This window comes from Marinobacter sp. UBA3604, from assembly GCF_002375325.1.
Taxonomy (GTDB): domain Bacteria; phylum Pseudomonadota; class Gammaproteobacteria; order Pseudomonadales; family Oleiphilaceae; genus Marinobacter; species Marinobacter salarius.
In genome coordinates this window covers 1-21,896 of sequence record NZ_DFMB01000057.1, presented here as the reverse complement: position 1 = coordinate 21,896, position 21,896 = coordinate 1, and the positions used below count along the sequence as shown (strand labels likewise).

18 protein-coding genes and 1 tRNA gene are annotated in these 21,896 nt (G+C 57.6%); 18 read left to right on the top strand and 1 reads right to left on the bottom strand.

Going from position 1 to position 21,896, the window contains the following annotated elements; translation table 11 throughout:
• Positions 1-9 precede the first annotated feature (9 nt).
• The 4 genes from dapB to greA all read left to right on the top strand — a co-directional run bounded on the left by dapB (position 10) and on the right by greA (position 5,835).
• Positions 10-810 carry a 4-hydroxy-tetrahydrodipicolinate reductase gene (gene dapB, locus B2590_RS16575; protein WP_286811350.1) on the top strand — a complete coding sequence of 267 codons (801 nt, stop codon included), beginning with the start codon at positions 10-12 and terminating at the stop codon, positions 808-810.
• Positions 811-1,011: 201 nt separating this feature from the next.
• The gene (gene carA, locus B2590_RS16570; RefSeq protein ID WP_286811346.1) at positions 1,012-2,136 is read left to right on the top strand and encodes a glutamine-hydrolyzing carbamoyl-phosphate synthase small subunit; all 1,125 of its coding nucleotides are present in this window, start codon (positions 1,012-1,014) and stop codon (positions 2,134-2,136) included.
• The gene (carB, locus tag B2590_RS16565; protein ID WP_091642823.1) at positions 2,136-5,351 is read left to right on the top strand and encodes a carbamoyl-phosphate synthase large subunit; all 3,216 of its coding nucleotides are present in this window, start codon (positions 2,136-2,138) and stop codon (positions 5,349-5,351) included. The genes carA and carB overlap by 1 nt, the downstream gene beginning before the upstream one ends.
• 4 nt (positions 5,352-5,355) lie before the next feature.
• Positions 5,356-5,835, top strand: coding sequence for a transcription elongation factor GreA (greA, locus tag B2590_RS16560; protein WP_075194314.1), 480 nt, complete (start codon positions 5,356-5,358; stop codon positions 5,833-5,835).
• Positions 5,836-5,925: 90 nt separating this feature from the next.
• On the opposite strand, the gene yhbY is transcribed toward greA, so the two are convergent.
• A complete protein-coding gene (gene yhbY, locus B2590_RS16555) occupies positions 5,926-6,237 on the bottom strand; it encodes a ribosome assembly RNA-binding protein YhbY (RefSeq protein WP_091642825.1) in 312 nt (103 codons plus the stop codon).
• 164 nt (positions 6,238-6,401) lie between these two features.
• Here yhbY and rlmE point away from each other — a divergent pair, with 164 nt between their 5' ends.
• From rlmE to pnp, 14 genes are all read left to right on the top strand, one after another.
• Positions 6,402-7,022 carry a 23S rRNA (uridine(2552)-2'-O)-methyltransferase RlmE gene (gene rlmE / locus B2590_RS16550; RefSeq protein ID WP_126811538.1) on the top strand — a complete coding sequence of 207 codons (621 nt, stop codon included), beginning with the start codon at positions 6,402-6,404 and terminating at the stop codon, positions 7,020-7,022.
• A 152-nt stretch (positions 7,023-7,174) separates the two neighbouring features.
• A complete protein-coding gene (ftsH, locus tag B2590_RS16545) occupies positions 7,175-9,118 on the top strand; it encodes an ATP-dependent zinc metalloprotease FtsH (protein ID WP_213479678.1) in 1,944 nt (647 codons plus the stop codon).
• Positions 9,119-9,211: 93 nt separating this feature from the next.
• Positions 9,212-10,045, top strand: coding sequence for a dihydropteroate synthase (gene folP, locus B2590_RS16540; protein ID WP_286811347.1), 834 nt, complete (start codon positions 9,212-9,214; stop codon positions 10,043-10,045).
• A complete protein-coding gene (glmM, locus tag B2590_RS16535; protein WP_286811348.1) occupies positions 10,042-11,385 on the top strand; it encodes a phosphoglucosamine mutase in 1,344 nt (447 codons plus the stop codon). The genes folP and glmM overlap by 4 nt, the downstream gene beginning before the upstream one ends.
• Positions 11,386-11,460: 75 nt before the next feature.
• On the top strand, positions 11,461-12,219 hold the full coding sequence (gene tpiA / locus B2590_RS16530; protein WP_199480558.1) for a triose-phosphate isomerase: 759 nt from the start codon (positions 11,461-11,463) through the stop codon (positions 12,217-12,219).
• 49 nt (positions 12,220-12,268) lie between these two features.
• Positions 12,269-12,649: a preprotein translocase subunit SecG gene (secG, locus tag B2590_RS16525; protein ID WP_036212204.1), complete on the top strand. Its 381-nt coding sequence runs from the start codon at positions 12,269-12,271 to the stop codon at positions 12,647-12,649.
• Positions 12,650-12,656: 7 nt separating this feature from the next.
• Positions 12,657-12,741 (top strand) — tRNA-Leu (locus B2590_RS16520).
• Between the two features lie 331 nt (positions 12,742-13,072).
• Complete coding sequence (gene rimP, locus B2590_RS16515) at positions 13,073-13,534, top strand: ribosome maturation factor RimP (RefSeq protein WP_036212208.1); 462 nt, start codon at positions 13,073-13,075, stop codon at positions 13,532-13,534.
• 42 nt (positions 13,535-13,576) lie between these two features.
• Positions 13,577-15,070, top strand: a complete 1,494-nt coding sequence (nusA, locus tag B2590_RS16510) for a transcription termination factor NusA (RefSeq protein WP_036212210.1) — start codon at positions 13,577-13,579, stop codon at positions 15,068-15,070.
• Positions 15,071-15,087: 17 nt separating this feature from the next.
• Entirely contained in the window at positions 15,088-17,649 is a 2,562-nt protein-coding gene (gene infB, locus B2590_RS16505; protein WP_286811349.1) for a translation initiation factor IF-2, read from the top strand.
• 25 nt (positions 17,650-17,674) lie between these two features.
• Entirely contained in the window at positions 17,675-18,112 is a 438-nt protein-coding gene (gene rbfA, locus B2590_RS16500; protein ID WP_036207858.1) for a 30S ribosome-binding factor RbfA, read from the top strand.
• Complete coding sequence (gene truB, locus B2590_RS16495) at positions 18,109-19,029, top strand: tRNA pseudouridine(55) synthase TruB (RefSeq protein ID WP_126811546.1); 921 nt, start codon at positions 18,109-18,111, stop codon at positions 19,027-19,029. The genes rbfA and truB overlap by 4 nt, the downstream gene beginning before the upstream one ends.
• A gap of 91 nt (positions 19,030-19,120) precedes the next feature.
• The gene (rpsO, locus tag B2590_RS16490) at positions 19,121-19,390 is read left to right on the top strand and encodes a 30S ribosomal protein S15 (RefSeq protein ID WP_007153099.1); all 270 of its coding nucleotides are present in this window, start codon (positions 19,121-19,123) and stop codon (positions 19,388-19,390) included.
• 308 nt (positions 19,391-19,698) lie between these two features.
• On the top strand, positions 19,699-21,822 hold the full coding sequence (gene pnp, locus B2590_RS16485; protein WP_075194320.1) for a polyribonucleotide nucleotidyltransferase: 2,124 nt from the start codon (positions 19,699-19,701) through the stop codon (positions 21,820-21,822).
• The last annotated feature ends 74 nt before the right edge of the window (positions 21,823-21,896 follow it).

Below are 21,896 nucleotides of genomic sequence, written 5' to 3'. Positions count from 1 at the left end.
GCAGACGTGATGAGGGTAGCAGTCATCGGCGCCGCAGGGCGCATGGGCAAAGTGTTGATCGAAGCCGTTGACGGAACTGAAGGCCTGGAACTTGGCGCGGCAGTTGTCGAACCAGGCAGTAGTCTTATCGGCGCCGACGCCGGTGAAATGACCAGCATTGGTAAGACTGGCGTCAAGATGGCTGGCAGCCTCGCCGAAGTGAAGGATGATTTCGACGTGCTCATCGACTTCACCTTCCCGGATCTGACCCTGGAAAACGCGGAATTCTGTAAAACCAACGGCAAAATGATCGTGATCGGCACCACCGGTCTGACCGACGCCGAGAAAGAACAGCTCGCCGTTGCCGCCGAAAAGGCCCCGGTGGTGTTTGCCCCCAACATGAGTGTGGGCGTCAACGTCACCCTCAACCTGCTGCGCACCGCCGCTGCAGCCCTGGGTGACGACTACGACGTGGAAATCATCGAAGCCCACCACCGCCACAAGAAAGACGCGCCGTCGGGTACGGCCTTGCGAATGGGCGAAGTTGTCGCTGATGCCCTCGGTCGAGACCTAAAGGAATGTGCTGTCTACGGCCGTGAAGGCTTTACCGGGGAGCGTACCCGCAAGGAGATCGGCTTCGAAACCATTCGGGCCGGCGATGTGGTTGGTGATCATACCGTTCTGTTCGCCACTGAGGGCGAGCGCATCGAAATTACCCACAAAGCCAGCAGCCGGATGACGTTTGCCAAAGGTGCGATGCGTGCGGCATTGTGGTTGGAAGGTAAGCTGGCCGGGTTGTACGACATGCAGGATGTGTTGGGGCTGAAGTAGCGACGAGCAAGATTTCGCGTGGACACAAACTGCCATATTTCGTACAATAAGGCGGTTTAACTGCACCAAGCGTAGCTTTGACAACGCTCAACAGAAAAAGCGGGACGGAGTTCAACTCCCTCTCGCTTTTTTGCGACCTGAATTTGCGCTTGCGTTCCTGTTCGTGACGAACCTGTACGCCACTCGATGAGGATACAAGCCTTGAGTACACCTGCCATCCTTGCACTCGCAGACGGAAGCCTGTTTTACGGCACCGCCATTGGCGCTGAAGGGGAAACCAGCGGAGAGGTGGTGTTCAACACCGCCATGACCGGTTATCAGGAGATCCTGACCGACCCGTCCTACTCCCGCCAGATTGTCACCCTCACATACCCTCACATCGGCAGCACCGGTGTGAATGAAGAAGACATCGAATCCGATCGCGTCCAGGCCGCCGGCCTGATAATCCGTGATCTGCCCCTGCTGGTGAGCAACTGGCGCAGCACCGGCTCGCTACAGGACTACCTGCGCGACAACAATATCGTCGGCATTGCCGATATCGATACCCGTCGCCTGACCCGAATCCTGCGGGATAAAGGGTCCCAGAATGGCGCCGTGGTCGCCGGCGCAGACGCCACGGCCGAGCGTGCTCTGGAGCTGGCCAACGCTTTTCCGGGCCTGAAAGGCATGGATCTGGCGAAGGAAGTCACCTCGGAAAAAACCTGGACCTGGAGCCAGAGTGAGTGGGATATCGAAAGTGGCTATGGCGAGCGCACCGAATCAAAATTCAAGGTCGTCGCCTGGGACTACGGTGTGAAGCTCAACATCCTGCGCATGTTGGCCAGTCGCGGCTGTGATATCACTGTTGTGCCAGCCCAGACCCCCGCTGCCGATGTGCTGGCGATGAATCCCGATGGTGTTTTCCTGTCCAACGGCCCCGGCGACCCAGAGCCATGTGACTACGCCATCAGCGCCATTCGCGATGTGCTGGAGACCGACATTCCGGTTTTCGGCATCTGTCTTGGCCACCAGTTGCTGGCCCTGGCCAGCGGGGCCAAGTCCATCAAGATGGGGCATGGCCACCATGGCGCCAACCATCCGGTACAGAACATCGCCGATGGTACCGTGATGATTACCAGTCAGAACCACGGATTTGCGGTGGACGAAACCAGCCTGCCGGACAATCTGGAGGCGACCCACAAATCCCTGTTCGACGGTTCTCTGCAGGGAATCCGCCGTACCGACAAGCCAGCCTACAGTTTTCAGGGTCACCCGGAGGCGAGCCCCGGCCCGCACGACGTAGCGCCGTTGTTTGATGAATTTATCCGCCTGATGGAGGCACGTTGATGCCAAAGCGTACCGACATTAAAAGCATTCTGATCCTGGGCGCGGGCCCCATCGTGATCGGGCAGGCGTGCGAGTTTGACTACTCTGGAGCCCAGGCCTGTAAAGCCCTGCGTGAAGAGGGGTACCGGGTTATTCTGGTGAACTCCAACCCGGCCACGATCATGACCGACCCGGTAATGGCCGATGCCACCTACATCGAGCCCATCACCTGGAAGACCGTTGCCAAGATCATCGAGAAAGAGCAGCCGGATGCATTGCTGCCTACCATGGGTGGTCAGACAGCCCTGAACTGCGCTTTGGACCTCGAAAAGCACGGCGTTCTGGCTGAGCATGGTGTGGAAATGATCGGCGCCAACGCCGACACCATCGATAAAGCTGAAGACCGTGATCGTTTTGACAAGGCCATGAAGAAGATTGGCCTGGAGTGCCCTCGCGCCACGATCGCCCATTCCATGGCGGAAGCCTGGGAAGTGGCCAACGACATCGGATTTCCCTGCATCATCCGCCCGTCCTTCACCATGGGTGGTTCCGGCGGCGGTATTGCCTACAACCGCGACGAATTCGAGGAAATCTGCACCCGTGGTCTGGACCTGTCGCCGACCAACGAGTTGCTGATCGATGAGTCCCTGATTGGCTGGAAAGAGTACGAGATGGAAGTTGTCCGCGACAAAAACGACAACTGCATCATCGTCTGCGCCATTGAAAACTTTGACGCGATGGGCGTGCACACCGGTGACTCCATCACCGTCGCGCCGGCCCAGACGCTCACCGACAAGGAATATCAGATCATGCGGAACGCCTCTCTGGCGGTACTGCGTGAGATCGGTGTGGAAACTGGCGGTTCCAACGTGCAGTTTGGCGTAAACCCGGACAACGGCCGTGTCGTCGTCATCGAAATGAATCCCCGGGTGTCGCGTTCTTCGGCGCTGGCGTCCAAGGCAACGGGTTTTCCGATTGCCAAGGTGGCGGCCAAGCTGGCGGTGGGTTACACCCTTGATGAACTGCGCAATGAAATCACCGGTGGTGTTACTCCGGCCTCGTTCGAGCCCAGCATCGACTATGTGGTCACCAAGATTCCGCGCTTCACCTTCGAGAAGTTCCCCCAGGCTGATGCGCGCCTGACCACCCAGATGAAATCCGTGGGTGAGGTGATGGCCATCGGTCGTACCTTCCAGGAGTCGCTGCAGAAGGCCATGCGTGGTCTGGAAGTGGGCTCCGACGGTTTTGAAGAGAAGGTCGACCTAAGCACCACCGACGGCCAGGAAACCCTCACCCAGGAACTGAATGTGCCTGGAGCCGAGCGCCTTTGGTACATCGGCGATGCCTTCCGAGCCGGGATGACCGTGGAAGAAGTGTTCAACAACACCCATGTAGATCCATGGTATCTGGTACAGATCGAAGACCTGATCAAAGAAGAGGCTGCCCTCAAATCCGCCGGCAAGGCGGATATTGATCGCGATACGCTGTTCCGCCTCAAGCGCAAAGGGTTCTCCGATGCGCGCTTGGCCAAGCTGCTCAGCATTTCTGAAGTCAGCTTGCGCAAGCTGCGCCATGATCTGGACATTCGCCCGGTCTACAAGCGGGTGGATACCTGCGCGGCTGAATTTGCCTCATCAACCGCCTACATGTATTCGTCCTATGAGGAAGAGTGTGAGGCGGGTGCCTCTGATCGCGAGAAAATCGTTGTCATTGGCGGTGGCCCCAACCGCATCGGTCAGGGTATTGAGTTTGATTATTGCTGTGTTCACGCCGCCCTCGCTATGCGCGACGATGGTTATGAAACCATCATGATCAACTGCAACCCGGAAACCGTTTCCACCGACTACGACACCTCGGATCGGCTCTACTTCGAGCCCATTACCCTGGAAGACGTGCTGGAAATCATCCACGTCGAAAAACCCAAGGGCGTGATTGTCCAGTACGGCGGCCAAACCCCGCTGAAGCTGGCCCGTGGCCTGGAAGCGGCGGGTGTGCCGATTATCGGTACCAGCCCGGATGCCATCGACCGCGCCGAAGACCGGGAGCGTTTCCAGCAGATGATCGGCCGCCTCGGCCTGATTCAGCCGGAGAATGCCACCGTGCGCAGCCACGAAGAAGGCATCCTGGCGGCTCGCGAGATTGGTTATCCGCTGGTGGTACGCCCCTCCTACGTGCTGGGTGGTCGGGCCATGGAAATCGTCTATGACGAGGAGGAGCTGGTTCGCTACATGCGCAATGCCGTGCTGGTCTCCAACGACAGCCCGGTGCTGCTGGATCACTTCCTCAACGCCGCCATCGAGGTGGACATTGACGCCATCAGCGACGGCAAGGACGTGGTCATCGGTGGCATCATGCAGCACATTGAGCAAGCGGGCGTGCACTCCGGTGATTCCGCCTGTTCCCTGCCGCCCTACACCCTGCCGAAAGACGTGCAGGATGAAATGCGCGAAGCGGTACGGAAGATGGCCATTGAGCTGGATGTTATCGGCCTGATGAACGTGCAGCTGGCCTGGCAGGGTGGCGAGATCTACGTGATCGAGGTGAACCCGCGGGCGTCCCGTACCGTGCCGTTTGTGTCCAAGGCCATCGGTGTGTCACTGGCCAAGGTGGCGGCCCGTTGCATGGCTGGCAAGTCACTGGCAGAGCAGGGCTTCACTCAGGAAATTGTGCCGACTTACTATTCCGTCAAGGAATCGGTGTTCCCGTTCAACAAATTCCCGGCAGTGGATCCCATCCTGGGGCCGGAAATGAAGTCCACCGGTGAGGTGATGGGTATTGGTGACAGCTTTGACGAAGCCTTCGCCAAGGCGGCCCTGGCCTCCGGTGAGCGCCTGCCGGCCAAGGGTACGGCCTTCATGTCCGTACGGGACGTCGACAAGCCCGGTGCCGCGAAAGTGGCACAGGATCTGATTGACGCCGGTTTCAAGGTGATTGCCACCACTGGTACCGCCAAGGCTCTGAAGCAGGCCGGGCTCACCGTTGATCGGGTGAACAAGGTTCGTGAAGGGCGTCCGCACATCGTGGACGCTATTAAAAATGGTCAGGTACAGCTGATTATTAACACCACCGAAGGTCGCAAGGCGATTTCCGACTCGGCACAGATTCGCCAGTCGGCCCTGCAGACCAAGGTAACCTATACAACGACACTGGCGGGCGGCGAAGCCTTCTGCAGGGCCATCAAGTTCGGGCCCGAGCGCACTGTGCGCCGCCTCCAGGATCTACACGCAGGAAAGTAAGACTATGGCTGACAGAGTACCCATGACAAAGGCGGGCGAAATCCGCCTACGTGAGGAACTTCAGAAACTGAAGTCCGAAGATCGTCCCCGGGTGATCGCGGCTATTTCCGATGCCCGCGAACACGGCGACCTGAAAGAAAACGCGGAATACCATGCCGCTCGGGAGCAGCAGAGCTTTATCGAAGGACGTATCCAGGAAATCGAGGGCAAGCTGTCCGCAGCCCAGGTAATCGACGTCAACAGCATCGAAAACACCGGCAAGGTGATCTTCGGCACCACCGTGCGAATGCTTAATGTCGATACCGACGAGCAGGTCAGCTACCAGATCGTTGGTGAGGATGAGGCAGATATCAAGGCCGGAAAGCTGTCCATTTCCTCGCCGATCGCGCGGGCGCTGGTGGGTAAAAGCGAGGGCGACGTGGTTGCCGTGCGAGTGCCTTCGGGGACCGTTGAGTATGAAATCGAGCAGGTAGAGCACATCTGACATTCGTCGGATGCGGATTCTGCAAACAAAAAGCCGGCTGCGAACAGCAGCCGGCTTTTTACATTGTGCGGTTCTAGCGTGCTGGCAGCGTCAGTGTTTCTGGCGCAGCAGGTTGGACAGCTTGGGGTTGGGCTTTTTCGCCCGGCGCAGGATCACGGCGATCTTGCCGATGGTCTGCACCAGCTCCGCACCGGCGGCTTCGCACAGGGCGGCAACGGCTTCCTGGCGGGTTTCGCGGTCTTGGCTGGCAACTTTGATCTTGATCAGCTCGTGGTCGTTCAGGGCCCGCTCGAGTTCCTCCTGAAGCCCTTCGGTCAGGCCCTTGTCGCCGACTATGATAACGGGCTTCAGGTTGTGGGCGATGCCCCGGTATTCCCGGCGCTGTTCCGGCGAAAGACTCATTATGTGATCTCTTTATGGGTGCGATTAATAAAACGTCAGCGGCGAAATGCTCGCCAATTCCGTATAATCGCGGGATTGTATCAGATCAATCGGCCGGTGAAATCGCCGTTACCACGTACCCAGATGATTGGAGGTCCAATTGGAGCGCTTTATGGAGGTAGGTCTTGGCTCGCTCGAAAACCAGTGACCGCTGGCTGAAGGAACATTTTGATGATGTCTGGGTCAAAAAGTCCCGGGAAGACGGCTATCGTTCGCGGGCCAGCTACAAGCTGATTGAGCTCGACAACAAAGACCGCCTGTTTCGGCCCGGGCAGACCGTTGTGGATTTGGGTGCCGCGCCTGGTGGCTGGTCCCAGGTGGCGGTAGAGCGGGTTGGTGACAATGGCACGGTGGTCGCCAGCGATATTCTCGAGATGAACCCGATTGCGGGTGTGGCGTTCGTTCAGGGCGATTTCACCGAGCAGTCAGTGCTGGACGAATTGCTGGATTTACTGGGTGATCGCCGCGCTGACGTTGTAATTTCGGATATGGCACCCAATATGAGTGGTATGGCAGCAGTGGATATTCCCAACGCCATGGGCTTGGTGGAGCTGGCGCTGGATATGGCTCAGCAAGTCCTGAAGCCCGGCGGCGTGTTTGTCGCCAAGGTATTTCAGGGAGAGGGATTTGATGCCCTGCTGGCTGAAATGCGTAAAAGTTTTGGCACCGTTGTCAGCAGGAAGCCTGACTCCTCCCGTGCAAGATCCAGGGAGATTTATCAGGTGTGCAAGGGATTTAAGGGCTGACCCGCCCCGGAACGGAATGACCGTGGGATTGACGCCCCCGCAGTGGTCGATACGGATAGGCCGATTCTGGTGGACGGGCGTACAATTGGTGTAAGGTGTCAGAAAAGGCTTTCTCCTGACGGGGCGATCCTTCAATTCACAGGTGACGATCCTTGAACGATATGGCAAAAAATCTGGTTCTCTGGCTGATTATAGCCGCCGTACTGCTGATGGTGTTTCAGAATTTCACGCCCACCACCAGCGGACAACAGGTCAATTATTCGCAGTTTGTGGAAATGGTGCAGGACGGACAGGTCCGTCAGGTCACCATTGACGGTCTGCAGGTTCAGGGTACCCGTGGTGACGGCTCCCAGTTCCAGACCATCCGCCCCCAGGTGTCCGACAACAAGCTGATGGATGATCTGCTGGCCAACAACGTGGAAGTCATCGGTAAGGAGCCGGAGCGTCAAAGTCTCTGGACCCAACTGTTGGTGGCTGCCTTCCCCATCCTTATCATTATCGCGCTGTTCGTATTTTTCATGCGACAGATGCAGGGCGGTGGCGGTGGCAAAGGGCCTATGTCCTTTGGCAAGAGTAAAGCCCGCCTGATGAGCGAGGATCAGATCAAAACCACCTTTGGTGACGTTGCCGGTGTCGACGAGGCCAAGGAAGACGTCAAGGAGTTGGTGGATTTCCTGCGGGATCCCAGCAAGTTCCAGCGTCTTGGTGGCAGTATCCCCAAGGGCGTACTGATGGTGGGTCAGCCGGGTACTGGTAAGACCCTGCTCGCCAAGGCGATTGCCGGCGAGGCCAAGGTGCCATTCTTCTCAATCTCCGGTTCGGACTTCGTGGAAATGTTCGTGGGCGTGGGTGCCTCTCGTGTCCGTGACATGTTCGAGCAGGCCAAGAAGCAGAGCCCCTGTATCATCTTCATCGACGAGATCGATGCCGTTGGCCGCCATCGTGGCGCTGGCATGGGTGGCGGTCACGACGAGCGTGAGCAGACACTGAACCAGTTGCTGGTAGAGATGGACGGCTTCGAGGGCAACGAAGGCGTTATCGTGATTGCCGCCACCAACCGTCCGGACGTACTGGACCCGGCGTTGCTCCGCCCGGGTCGCTTTGACCGCCAGGTCGTTGTCGGGCTGCCGGACATCATCGGTCGTGAGCAGATTCTCAAGGTTCACATGAAGAAAGTGCCTCTGGCCGATGGGGTGGAGCCTGTGTTGATTGCCCGTGGCACGCCCGGTTTCTCGGGTGCTGACCTGGCGAACCTGGTGAACGAAGCTGCGTTGTTTGCGGCCCGTCGTAACCAGCGTCTGGTTTCCATGGAAGAGTTTGAGCTCGCGAAAGACAAGATCATGATGGGCGCCGAGCGCAAATCCATGGTCATGAGCGAGAAAGAGAAGCGTAATACGGCATACCACGAGTCCGGTCACGCCATTGTCGGGCGTCTGATGCCTGAGCATGATCCGGTCTACAAGGTCAGTATTATTCCTCGCGGCCGCGCATTGGGTGTCACAATGTTCCTGCCAGAGGAAGACAAGTACAGCCACAGCAAGCGCTTCCTGATCAGTTCCATCTGCAGTCTGTTTGGTGGCCGTATTGCCGAAGAACTGACCCTTGGTTTCGATGGTGTCACCACCGGTGCTTCCAACGATATCGAGCGGGCAACCAGTCTGGCGCGTAATATGGTCACGCGTTGGGGGCTGTCGGAGAAGCTCGGCCCGCTGCAGTACGATACAGACAGCGAAGAGCCTTTCCTCGGTCGCTCTGCCGGTCAGGCGCAAACGGTCTATTCTCCGGAAACGGCGCAGCGTATCGATGAGGAAGTTCGCAATATCATCGACAGCTGTTATGAAAAGGCGAAGCAGTTGCTCGTCGATAACCGTGACAAGCTCGATCTGATGGCCGATGCCCTGATGAAATACGAGACCATCGACCGTTACCAGATTGATGACATCATGGAAGGTCGTGAGCCCCGTCCGCCGAAAGGTTGGGGTGATAGCGGTCCGTCCGGTGGTGTTCCGGCTGATGAGCCTGAGCAGGCGCCTGCTCCGAAGGGTTCCGACGACGGTCACCAACCGGGTGTTGGTCGACCGGCCGGTGAGCACTGAGCCAGGCTGGATACTGGTCCGATGTAGTTGAAGACTGAACGCCGCCCCTGACGGGGCGGCGTTTGTTTTTGCGGGTTGCGGAAAAGGTTGGTTATGCAGATGAACTTCGCGGGCAGGGCGCTGGACATGTCCAGTTGCCATGTGATGGGAATCCTGAACGTTACGCCGGACTCATTTTCAGATGGTGGCCGTTTTAATACCGTGGAGATGGCCTTGGCTCGGGCCCGCGAGATGGTGGCGGACGGCGCAGCCTTTATTGATGTGGGGGGTGAATCCACGCGGCCAGGTGCGACTCCCGTGCCTGTCGAGGAAGAGCTTGAGCGTGTGTGTCCGGTGGTGGAGGCGATTGCGCGTGAGTTAGACGTTATTGTCTCGGTCGATACCAGTACTCCGCGGGTTATGTCGGAAGTCGTAAAGCTGGGGGCCGGGATGATCAATGACGTCAGGGCGCTGCAGCGGGAAGGCGCGCCGGAGATTGCGGCCCATGCCGGGGTTCCGGTGTGCGTTATGCACATACAGGGCGAGCCCGACACCATGCAGGATGACCCGCGCTACCGGAATGTGCGGCGGGAGGTGAGTTCGTTCCTCACCGAGCGGATGCGAGTGATTGAAAAAGCCGGTGTGCGGCCAGACAACATTATCCTTGATCCCGGCTTCGGTTTTGGCAAGTCTCCACAGCACAATCTACAGCTATTGGCGTCTCTGGAGCAGTTGCAGTTATTGGGGCACCCGATACTGGTGGGGATCTCCCGCAAGAGTATGCTGGGCCATATCACCGGTCGTGATGTCAGTGAACGCTTGCCCGCAAGCCTCGCTGCCGCGACAATATCCGCCATGAAGGGCGCATCCATCATTCGCGTCCACGATGTCAGGGAAACAGTCGATGCCGTTAAAGTGGTGACGGCAATGGAGGAAGCTGGACGATGAGCGACAGAAAATATTTCGGCACGGACGGTATCCGGGGCCGGGTGGGCGAATTTCCAATAACCCCCGAATTTATGCTGCGCCTGGGTTGGGCTGCGGGGCAGGCCTTCAAGCGGGATGGGCAGCGTAACAGTGTGCTGATTGGTAAAGACACCCGTCTTTCGGGCTATATGTTCGAATCCGCCCTTGAGGCGGGTTTGTCCGCGGCCGGAGTGGACGTGAAGTTGCTCGGGCCCATGCCCACCCCTGCGATCGCCTACTTGACCCGAACCTTTCGCGCCTCGGCGGGTATTGTCATCAGTGCGTCCCATAATCCGCACCACGACAACGGTATCAAGTTTTTCTCCTCCGCTGGGACCAAGCTGGATGATGCTCTGGAAACAGAGATCGAGAAATGGCTGGATAAGCCCATTGAGGTCTGCGGCTCGAAAGAGTTAGGCAAGGCGTTCCGAGTTGATGACGCGCCAGGCCGATACGTTGAGTTCTGTAAGAGTACGGTACCCAACGAGTTTTCACTCGAAGGACTTCATATTGTCCTGGATTGCGCGCACGGTGCTACCTACCACGTTGCCCCGAAAGTGTTCCGTGAGTTGGGAGCGAAGATTTCTGTGGTAGGGGGCGAGCCTGATGGTCTGAATATCAATCTTAATGTCGGTTCCACTCACATGGGATCATTGAGCAAGGCCGTTCTGGAGAAGCAGGCCGATCTCGGGATCGCCTTTGATGGCGACGGTGACCGGGTACTCATGGTGGATCGTGACGGCTCGGAAGTCGATGGCGACGAGTTGCTCTACGTGATTGCCGCGCAACGTCATGCCGCCGGAACCTTGAAAGGGGGCGTTGTGGGTACCCTGATGACCAATCTGGGCGTTGAGTTGGCGCTCAGGGAGCAGGGTATTGATTTCGAGCGTGCCAAAGTCGGTGACCGTTACGTCATGGAGCGGCTTATCGACAGGGGCTGGCTGCTCGGCGGTGAAGGTTCCGGCCATATGGTCATCCGGGATTGCACCAGCACTGGTGACGGTATTGTGTCTGCGCTCCAGGTATTGTTGGCCATTCGTCGCGCAGGTAGCTCCCTGGCAGACCTTCGCCAGGGTATGAGCAAGTTGCCTCAGAAGATGATCAATGTACGGGTCGACCAGCGTTTTGATCCTCTCGGGCGTGACGATATTGTCAGGGCAGTGGAGTCGGCGGAGGCCAGGCTGGGTGGCGGTGGTCGCGTGCTGCTGAGGGCGTCGGGCACCGAGCCTCTGATCCGGGTAATGACGGAAGGGCAGGATGAGGCACAAATCGTGAAAATTGCCGAGGAACTGGCTGTTGTGGTTGAGAATTCCCGGGCATGATTTTGTGCTTAGGGGCAGTTGTCTGCTGTAAAAGACTGCTGTATAGTTCGCCCTCCCTTGAATCAGGGATTTTTTATGCGCCGTAAGATTGTCGCCGGCAACTGGAAAATGAACGGGTCGAAAGACTTGGTAAGCAATCTGGTTGGTCAAGTCCGGTCCGAATTAGCATCGTTTGATAATGGTGTGGAGGCTGTTATTATTCCTCCCGCCCTGTATGTTGGCGATGTTGCTGAGCAGGCTGGCGATAAGCTGGCTGTTGGTGTTCAGAATGTAGCGTGCTGGGATTCAGGCGCCTACACCGGGGAAATTTCCGCGGCGATGGCAAAAGATTGCGGCTGTGGTTTTACCTTGGTCGGGCATTCGGAGCGCAGGCAGCTCTTCGGCGAAACCGATGAGCAGGTTGCCACCAAGGTCGGGCAGGCCCTGACGTCAGGGTTGGTCGCTGTTGTTTGCGTTGGCGAGACCCTCGAAGAACGTGATGCGGGCAAGGCTGAAGGTGTCGTGTCGCGACAGGTTCGCAAGGCCCTCGTCGACGTTGGCAGTGAGTCATGGCAGCAGGTTGTGATCGCCTATGAGCCGGTTTGGGCCATAGGGACGGGTAAAACCGCCACCGCTGATGATGCTCAGGCCATGCATGCCGCTATCCGCGATGTGTTGAAGTCCCTTGGGGCTCCGGCGGATGAGATATCGCTGCTTTACGGCGGCAGTGTAAAAGCGGATAATGCCGCGGCGCTTTTTGCTCAGCCGGACATCGATGGCGGGTTGATTGGTGGCGCGTCATTGGATGCAAACGATTTTGTAAGTATTTGCCGGGCGGTGCCAGGCAAGTCCTGAGCGTTAAAGGTTCGCGAAAGCCATTAGCAAGAGTCATTAGAGAGTCATTATGGATTGGGTCGAAACACTGGTTGTCGTTCTGCACGTGCTCATTGCGGTGGCGCTGGTGACGCTGGTCCTGCTCCAGCAGGGTAAGGGTGCCAATGCCGGTGCTGCATTTGGTGGCGGCGCCTCCCAGACCGTGTTTGGCAGCGAGGGCAGCAGTAGCTTTCTGACCCGTGCCACAACTTTGCTGGCTATCGTATTTTTTGTAACGAGTTTTTCGCTGGCTGTATTTGCCAAGCAGCGTGCCGAAGTGGCAGGTGAGGCGGGTATTCCTGTAGTCCAGGAGTCACCGGCCGAATCGGATGCCGGGCAGGCTGAGGGTGAATCAGCGACAGAAGGCGAAGACGGGCGCGGGGATGAAAATAAACTCCCCGAGCTCGAGTAAAGGTGCTGCCCAGGTGGTGGAACTGGTAGACACGCTATCTTGAGGGGGTAGTGGCGAAAGCCGTGCCGGTTCGAGTCCGGCCCTGGGCACCATATAAGAAGAAAAACGGCTTGGATTTACCAGGCCGTTTTTTTTTGGTCAGTCCTTGACCAGTAAGGCCGGCGTCTCTATACTCCGGCGGATATTGGAGCGGGCTCCGGGCACAGTTTGCCCTGCCGGTTCCAGGCAGGCCAGGTGTCTGTCAGCAGGGGGTGTTTAGATTGCTTTTCCCCTGTGAGTTCTTGCAACAAAGGGCCCCACTTTTTAGGGGCTTTTTGATTAAGGGGCCTGGCGCATCAGGCCCTGGTGCATAAAAAGGGCTGATCAACAGCCCTTTTTTTGTTTTTGGGGTCGGAAAAATCGAGTAACGGAGACGGGATAACCTTGTCAGCCAAGTTGAAGCAGCTGGAAGAATTGCTCAGGCCCATTGTGGAAGGCTTGGGTTACGAGTTTTGGGGCATTGAATTTCGCTCCCAGGGACACCATTCCCTGTTGAGAATTTTTATTGACGATGCTGAAAACGGCATCGGCATTGAAGACTGTGAGAAAGTCAGTCGCCAGGCCAGCGGCGTAATGGATGTGGAAGACCCCATTCAGACGGAGTATACCCTGGAGGTATCTTCTCCGGGCATGGACCGGCCGTTGTTCCGTCTGGAGCAATATGAGGCATTCGCAGGCCACCAGGTCCAGATCAAATTACGAATGGCATTTGAGGGGCGTCGCAAGTTTCAGGGGCTGATTAAAGGCATTGAAGGTGAAGACGTTGTCGTGGTTGTTGATGATCACGAATACCTGTTGCCATTCGATAGCATCGAGAAAGCCAACATCGTTCCGGTATTTGAGTAAGTCAGTGGACGCAAAGTTTATTTTTAAGGGCAGGGCAATCCAATGAGTAAAGAGATCTTGCTGGTGGTTGAATCCGTCTCGAACGAGAAAGGTGTCGAGAAGGACGTGATCTTCGAAGCAATCGAGCTGGCACTCGCCACCGCTGCCAAAAAACGCTACGACGACGAGGAAGCGGACATCCGCGTTTCCATCGATCGCCGCACCGGCGAATATGAAACGTTTCGTCGCTGGCTGGTGGTTGATAACGATGCGGTTCCTGCTTTGGGCACCGAGCTGACCATGCAGGAAGCGGAAGAAATCGACAAGAGTCTGCAGCCCGGCGATATCCACGAAGAGAAAGTGGAATCCGTTGCCTTCGGCCGTATTGGTGCCCAGGCAGCGAAACAGATCATATTCCAGAAAGTGCGGGAAGCCGAGCGCACCAAGATTGTCGACAGCTACCGGGATCGCGTGGGTGAGCTCGTCTCTGGCACCGTAAAGAAAGTGACACGTGACAACGTCATCGTGGATCTGGGTGCCAACGCCGAAGCCTTGCTGCCCCGTGAACACCTGATTCCCCGTGAAACGTTCCGTATGGGCGATCGTGTGCGCTCTCTGCTGCAGGAAATCCGTACCGATCATCGCGGCCCGCAGCTGATTCTGAGCCGTACCGATCCGCAGATGCTGATCGAACTGTTCCGCATTGAGGTGCCGGAAATCGCGGAGGAGCTGATTGAGATTCGTGGCGCAGCCCGGGATCCAGGCTCCCGCGCCAAGATTGCGGTCAAGACCAACGACCGCCGGATTGATCCGGTGGGTGCCTGCGTGGGCATGCGTGGTTCACGAGTACAGGCAGTTTCCAACGAGTTGGGTGGCGAGCGTGTGGATATCGTGCTGTGGGACGACAATCCCGCGCAACTGGTCATCAATGCCATGGCACCGGCGGAAGTGGCGTCCATCGTCATGGACGAGGACCGCCATACCATGGAAGTGGCAGTAGCTGAGGACAATCTGGCCCAGGCGATTGGCCGGAATGGTCAGAATGTTCGGTTGGCGACGGACCTTACCAGCTGGACGCTGAACGTCATGACAGAAGAGGAAGCAGGTGAGCGTCAGGAGCAGGAGTATAATTCTCTGCTCGAGCACTTCACCGGCAATCTGGATGTGGACGAAGAATTTGCAGGTGTCCTCATTGAGGAAGGGTTTACCTCCATTGAGGAGGTAGCGTACATCCCCATGGAAGAGATGCTTGCCATTGACGGTTTTGATGAAGAAACCGTGACCGAATTGCGTCGCCGTGCCAAGGATGCCCTGTTGAATCAGGCCCTGGCCAGTGAAGAGGCGCTAGAGGGCGCTGAGCCCGCAGAAGATCTTCTCGCAATGGACGGTATGGATCGTGGCCTGGCTTTCAAGCTGGCCGGTATGGGGATTCGTACCATGGAAGATCTTGCAGAGCAGTCGGTTGACGACTTGCTCGACATTGAAGGAATGGAAGAAGAGCGTGCCGGCCAGTTGATTATGGCAGCACGCGCCCCCTGGTTTGAAGACCAGGCTTAATCGGGAGGAGGACCAGTATGGCTGATGTAACGGTAAAACAACTGGCCGCAGATGTAGGCGCTCCCGTGGATCGTTTGCTGCGACAGATCGTGGAGGCTGGCCTGAAAGCCCGCTCCGAAGGGGATTCTGTTACCAGTGATGAGAAGCAGCAGTTGCTGACCTATCTGAAAAAGAATCACGGTGAGAGTGAGGCTGAGCCCAAGAAAATCACTCTTAAGCGCAAGACAACAACCACGCTGAAAGCGGGCCGTACCAAAACGGTCAATGTTGAGGTTCGCAAGCGCCGTACGTATATCAAGCGCGCCGAGCTCGAACCGGAAGCGGCGAAGCAGGAAGAAGCTGCCGAGCAGGCGGCTGCGGCCCCGGAAGAGGCCCCAGCGACAGTCGCGGCTGAGCAGACACAGCCTGCGGATGCGCCGAAGCCGGAAGCGCCGGTGTCAGATTCTCCGGCTGAAGAGCCGGCTGCTGACGAAAAACCGGCTGAAAAAGCTCAGCCGGAAGTGGCTGCTGAGCCGGAACCGTCACCGGTTCCCGCGCCGGAAGACATGCCGATTCCGCCGCCTGAAGAAGGCGAAGGCAAGGACCGAAAGCCGAAGAAGAAGAAGGAAAAGGCCCGCGAGCGCGGTGATGAGCCCGAGGAGGGCAAGCCCAAGAAGAAGTCCGCAGGGCATCGTGGGCCGCGCAGCCGTCCGGTGGAAGAGCCTCTGATTATCAATGAAGAGGAAGAAGACACCACGCTGCGCAAGCCGCTCCGTGCGAAAAAGAAACCCAAAGAAAAGCGTCATGCTTTCGAGAGGCCGACCAAGCCAATGGTACGAGAAGTCGATATTCCCGAGACGATCACAGTGGGTGATCTTGCCCAGCGGATGGCGGTCAAGTCAGCGGACGTCATCAAGAAACTGATGGGCATGGGGGTAATGGCGACAATCAACCAGGCTCTCGATCAGGAAACCGCTGTGCTGGTGACTGAGGAACTCGGTCACAAAGCCAACACAGTGAGTGAAGATGCGTTTGAGGAAGAGGTTCTGAGCGAATTCTCCTTTGAAGGCAAGGAAAAGACCAAGCGTGCGCCGGTTGTCAGTGTGATGGGTCACGTTGACCACGGTAAGACCTCGCTGCTGGATTACATTCGCCGCACCAAGGTGGCGTCCGGCGAGTCTGGGGGTATCACCCAGCACATCGGTGCGTACCACGTTGAAACCGACCATGGCATGGTGTCCTTCCTGGATACTCCGGGCCACGCCGCCTTCACGGCGATGCGTGCGCGGGGTGCCCAGTGCACCGATATCGTTATCCTGGTGGTGGCCGCCGATGACGGCGTTATGCCGCAAACCAAGGAAGCCGTGGATCACGCACGTTCCGCCGGCGTTCCCATCGTCGTTGCCATCAACAAGATGGACAAGGAAGAGGCCGACCCGGATCGTATCAAGACCGAATTGGCGGGTATGGAAGTTATTCCGGAAGACTGGGGCGGTGACGTTCAGTTTATCCCTGTATCCGCCCATACCGGTGACGGCATTGAAGATCTGCTTGAGGCACTGCTGCTGCAGGCTGAAATCCTTGAGCTCGAGGCCTCTCCGGATGCACCTGCGAAGGGTGTGGTGGTCGAATCCAGCCTTGAGCGTGGTCGCGGTTCCGTGGCTACCGTACTGGTGCAGAACGGCACGCTCCGTCAGGGCGAGATGGTGGTGGCTGGTTCCTTCTTCGGTAAGGTTCGCGCCATGACCGACGAGGCCGGCAAGCAGGTCAAAGAAGCCGGGCCTTCCATTCCGGTGGAAATCCTGGGCCTGAATGGCACGCCGAACGCTGGTGATGAGTTCTTTGCTGTGGCTGACGAGAAGAAGGCCAAGGAACTGGCGGAATTCCGTCAGTCCCGCGAGCGGGAGCAGCGTCTGCACAGGCAGCAGGCTGCGAAGCTTGAGAACCTGTTCGAGAATATGGGCAAGGACGAGGTCAAAACCCTCAACGTGGTGCTCAAGACCGACGTTCGTGGTTCCCTGGAAGCCATCACCAAGTCGCTGCAGGATCTTGGTAACGACGAAGTACAGGTCAAGATCGTGTCGTCGGGCGTTGGTGGTATCGCAGAGACGGACATCAGTCTGGCCATGGCGACCAACGCGGTTATCTTCGGCTTCAACGTGCGTGCGGACACCGCGTCCAAGCGTCTGGTGGAGCAGGAAGGTCTGGATCTACGCTACTACAGCATCATCTACAACCTGATTGATGATGTGAAAGCAGCTCTGACCGGCATGCTGGCGCCGGAATTCCGCGAGGATATCGTGGGCATTGCCGATGTGCGTGATGTGTTCCGTTCGCCGAAGTTTGGCCAGGTGGCTGGCTGTATGGTCACCGAGGGTAACGTTTACCGCAACAAGCCGATCCGTGTCCTGCGTGACAACGTGGTTATCTTTGAAGGCGAGCTGGAATCGCTGCGCCGCTTCAAGGACGACGTGCCGGAAGTCCGCAACGGTATGGAATGTGGTATCGGCGTTAAGGGCTACGACGTGAAAGTCGGCGACCAGATCGAGGTATTCGATCGCGTTCGGGTTGAGCGTAAGCTTGAGTCCACCGGCGCGTGATGCGCCTGAGATTAAAGGAAACCTGATGCCAAGAGAGTTCAGCCGGATTGATCGCATCGGCGATCAGATGCAGCGGGAGCTGGCCCAGCTCATCCAGCGGGAGGTCAAAGACCCGCGGGTGGGCATGGTCACGGTGAATGCCGTCAAGGTGAGCCGTGACCTGGGGTATGCAGACGTTTACGTATCGCTGCTGACCACCGAAGAGCTGACCGAGGAGTCGCCGCAGGTGCGGGATTCCCTGACAGTGCTGAATAAAGCGGCTGGCTTCCTGAAAGGGCAGGTCGGCCGTGCCATGAAATTGCGGGTGACGCCCCAGTTGCGTTTTCATTTCGATACGTTGCTTGGGCACAGCCGTCACATGGACAACCTGATTCGGGAAGCGGTTGGCGACAAGCCAGTGGTTGACCGTGACGACGACGCCCGCAACGACGGGGCGTCTGATGATCCGGAGCAAAAGGCTTGAGTCGACGTCGTAAAGGTCGCGATGTAAACGGCATACTGGTGATCGACAAGCCGATGGACATTACGTCCAACGGCATCCTGCAGCAGGTAAAACGCCTGTTCGGGGCGGCCAAGGCCGGTCACACCGGTGCGTTGGACCCGCTGGCCACGGGCGTGTTGCCGTTGTGCTTTGGTGAAGCCACCAAGTTTTCCCAGATGATGCTGGACAGCGACAAAGCCTACATCGCCACCGCTCGCCTGGGTGTCCGTACCGAAACCGGGGACAGCGAAGGTGCCGTGGTTGCTGAGAAACCTGTGCCCCCTGGGCTCGATGCCGATGCACTGGAACCGGTGTTGGAGCGCTTTCGTGGCGATATCCAGCAGGTTCCCTCCATGTACTCCGCGCTAAAGCACAAGGGCAAACCGCTCTATGAATACGCGCGCGAAGGTATTGAGGTGGAGCGTCCGTCGCGCCCGGTGACCATATACGAGCTGACGCTGCTGGAGGTGCGCGAGACCGAGATTGATATCGCGGTAAGTTGCACGAAAGGCACCTATATTCGCTCGCTGGTGGAGGACATTGGCGAGGCATTGGGCTGCGGTGCCCATGTCACGGCACTGCGCCGCACCATGGCCTCCGGTTTCACGCTGGCGGATGCCCGTGAGGTTTCAATGCTGGAGTCCATGCGCGAAGAAGGTGAAAGTCTGGATGGCCTGCTGGTGGCCCCGGATGCTGCTCTGTCCATGTTCCCGGAGCGGGATCTGGAAGGCAGTTCGCTGGTGTCGATATTGAACGGACAACCAGTTAGAATATCGGGTCAGCCCGCGGAAGGGTTCGTTCGCCTTTATGGCAACGGGCGTTTTGTCGGGCTGGCGGAAGGATTCCCGGAGGGGGAGGCGACCAAACTGGTGCCTCGTCGTCTGGTGAAGAGTGGCTGATAGCCCTTTGAGGGTTATTGCCAGTTAGCCGGGCTGTAGAGATGCGTGGTTCGGCCGAATTCGATAGCATCGCGACAATGAGGTGAGTTTTATGGCACTTTCTGCCGACGAGAAAGCACAGATCGTTAAGGATTTTCAGCAGGGTGATGGCGATACCGGTTCTCCTGAAGTTCAGGTTGCACTGTTGAGCCACAACATCAACAAGCTGCAGGATCACTTCAAGACCAACAAGCAGGATCACCATTCCCGCCGTGGTCTGATCCGGATGGTTAACCAGCGTCGTAAACTGCTGGATTACCTGAAGCGTAAGAACGCAGACCGCTACCTGGACCTGATCCAGCGTCTGAGCCTGCGTCGCTAATCCGGTTGTACTTAACGGCCGGCGGGGCTTTGATAGTCCCGCTGGTTGTGCCTCTCTCCTGCATCGTGTCTGTCTGTGAACCCTGAAGGAACTCCCTGTCGTAACGGAAAGCTGAAATTGATAGCAGGTTGTTGAAAAGCCCGGTTTAGCCAGGTGGCTTACGCCCCGGGGTTTTGCAACAGCCTGTTAGCTTTCAGACGGGCTACCCTTCAGTTCATCACTTCAGGCGATGTTGCAGTTATAGCGGATAATTCGCAGGGGCGAGTTATCCGGGTCAACCAATTGAAATGATGAATTCAGGAGTTACCGTGGATCTTAATCCCGTTAAAAAATCGTTCGAACTCGGCGGCAAGACCGTCACCATTGAAACCGGTCGCATCGCCCGCCAGGCCACCGGCTCTGTGCTGGTCACCGTAGACGACATTTCGGTACTGGGTACCGTGGTTGCGGCCAAGGAAGCCAAGCCGGGCCAGCCGTTTTTCCCGCTGACCGTCAACTACTTTGAGAAAACCTACGCTGTAGGCAAAATCCCGGGTGGTTTCTTTAAGCGTGAAGGCCGTCCGTCCGAGAAAGAAACCCTGACGTCCCGCCTGATTGACCGTCCGATTCGTCCGCTGTTTCCCAAGGGATTCATGAACGAAACCCAGGTCATCACTACGGTCATGTCCTCCAGCAAGAACCAGGATCCGGATATTGCCGCCATGCTGGCCGCTTCCGCCGCCCTGTCCATCTCCGGTATCCCGTTCGATGGTCCTATCGGTGCATCCCGCGTCGCATACACCAATGAGCGTGGCTACTTCCTGAACCCGACCTTTGAAGAATTGGAAACCTCCCTGCTGGACATGGTGGTTGCCGGTACTGAAGACGCGGTTCTGATGGTTGAATCCGAAGCCAAGGGCCTGACAGAAGACCAGATGCTCGGCGCCGTGCTCTTCGGGCACCAGGAAATGCAGACAGCGGTTACCGCGATCAAGGAATTTGCCGCTGAAGTTGGCAAGCCTCGTTGGGAGTGGCAGCCAGAAGCAGAGAACACTGAGCTTCTGAACGCTGTAAAGGCTGACTTTTCGGCCGATATCGAGCAGGCCTATGGCATCCGTGACAAGATGGAGCGCTATGCCCGCTTGAGCGAGATCAAGTCCGCTGCCGTTGAAAAACTGGCCGGAGAAGAAGAAGGTCAGCCGGCGGAAGACGAAGTGAAGAAGTATTTCGCCAAGGTTGAGAAGACCATCGTTCGCCAGCAGGTTATCGACGGCAAGCCTCGTATCGACGGCCGCGACAACAAGACCGTTCGCCCGATCGAAGTGGAAGTTGGCGTTCTGCCCAGCACCCACGGCTCTGCCCTGTTCACCCGTGGCGAGACCCAGGCCATCGTAACCACCACGCTCGGTACCGCGCGTGATATGCAGATCATCGATGCCCTGGAAGGTGAGCGTAAAGACCCGTTCCTGTTTCACTACAACTTCCCTCCGTACTCCGTTGGCGAAGCTGGCCGTGTGGGTACGCCGGGTCGTCGTGAAGTTGGTCACGGCCGTCTGGCCAAGCGTGGTGTGGCAGCGGTTATGCCCACCATGGAAGAATTCCCGTACACCATCCGTGCGGTATCAGAGATCACTGAATCCAACGGCTCCAGCTCCATGGCGTCTGTCTGTGGTTCCAGCCTGGCACTGATGGATGCGGGCGTGCCCATCAAGGCGCCGGTGGCCGGTATCGCCATGGGTCTGGTCAAGGAAGGCGACCAGTTCGCGGTTCTGACCGATATCCTGGGTGATGAGGATCACCTCGGCGATATGGACTTTAAAGTGGCGGGTACCTCTGAGGGTATCACTGCTCTGCAGATGGACATCAAGATTCAGGGCATCACCGACGAGATCATGGAAATTGCGCTGGATCAGGCCAATGCAGCACGTCTGCACATCCTGGGTGAGATGGCCAAGGTTATCTCTGCGCCGCGCAAAGAGCTTTCCAGCCGCGCGCCGAGCATCACGACCATCAAGATCAACCCGGAGAAGATCCGCGACGTTATCGGCAAGGGCGGTTCCACTATCCGCTCCATCTGTGACGAGACCGGTGCTTCCATTGATCTGGATGACGATGGCAACGTGAAGATCTATGCCGACAATCAGGATGCGGCCAATGCTGCGATGAAGCGGGTGATGGAAATCACTGCGGAAATCGAAGTTGGCGCTATCTACAGTGGTCGCGTTGAGCGCATCGTGGACTTCGGTGCCTTTGTTAACATCCTGCCTGGCAAGGATGGTCTGGTGCACATTTCCCAGATCTCCGAGCGTCGCATCGAGAACGTGACTGACGAGCTGAGCGAAGGTCAGGAAGTTCTGGTGAAGGTTCTGGATGTGGACAACCGTGGACGCGTGAAGCTGTCCATGAAGGAAGTGAAGGAAGGTGAGCAGCCGACGGATCTGTCCGCGCTGTAAGGCTCTGCCTTCGACAAAAGCCCGCCGCTCTCCGGAGTCTGGCGGGTTTTTTTGTTGTGCGCCAGGCATGGCGC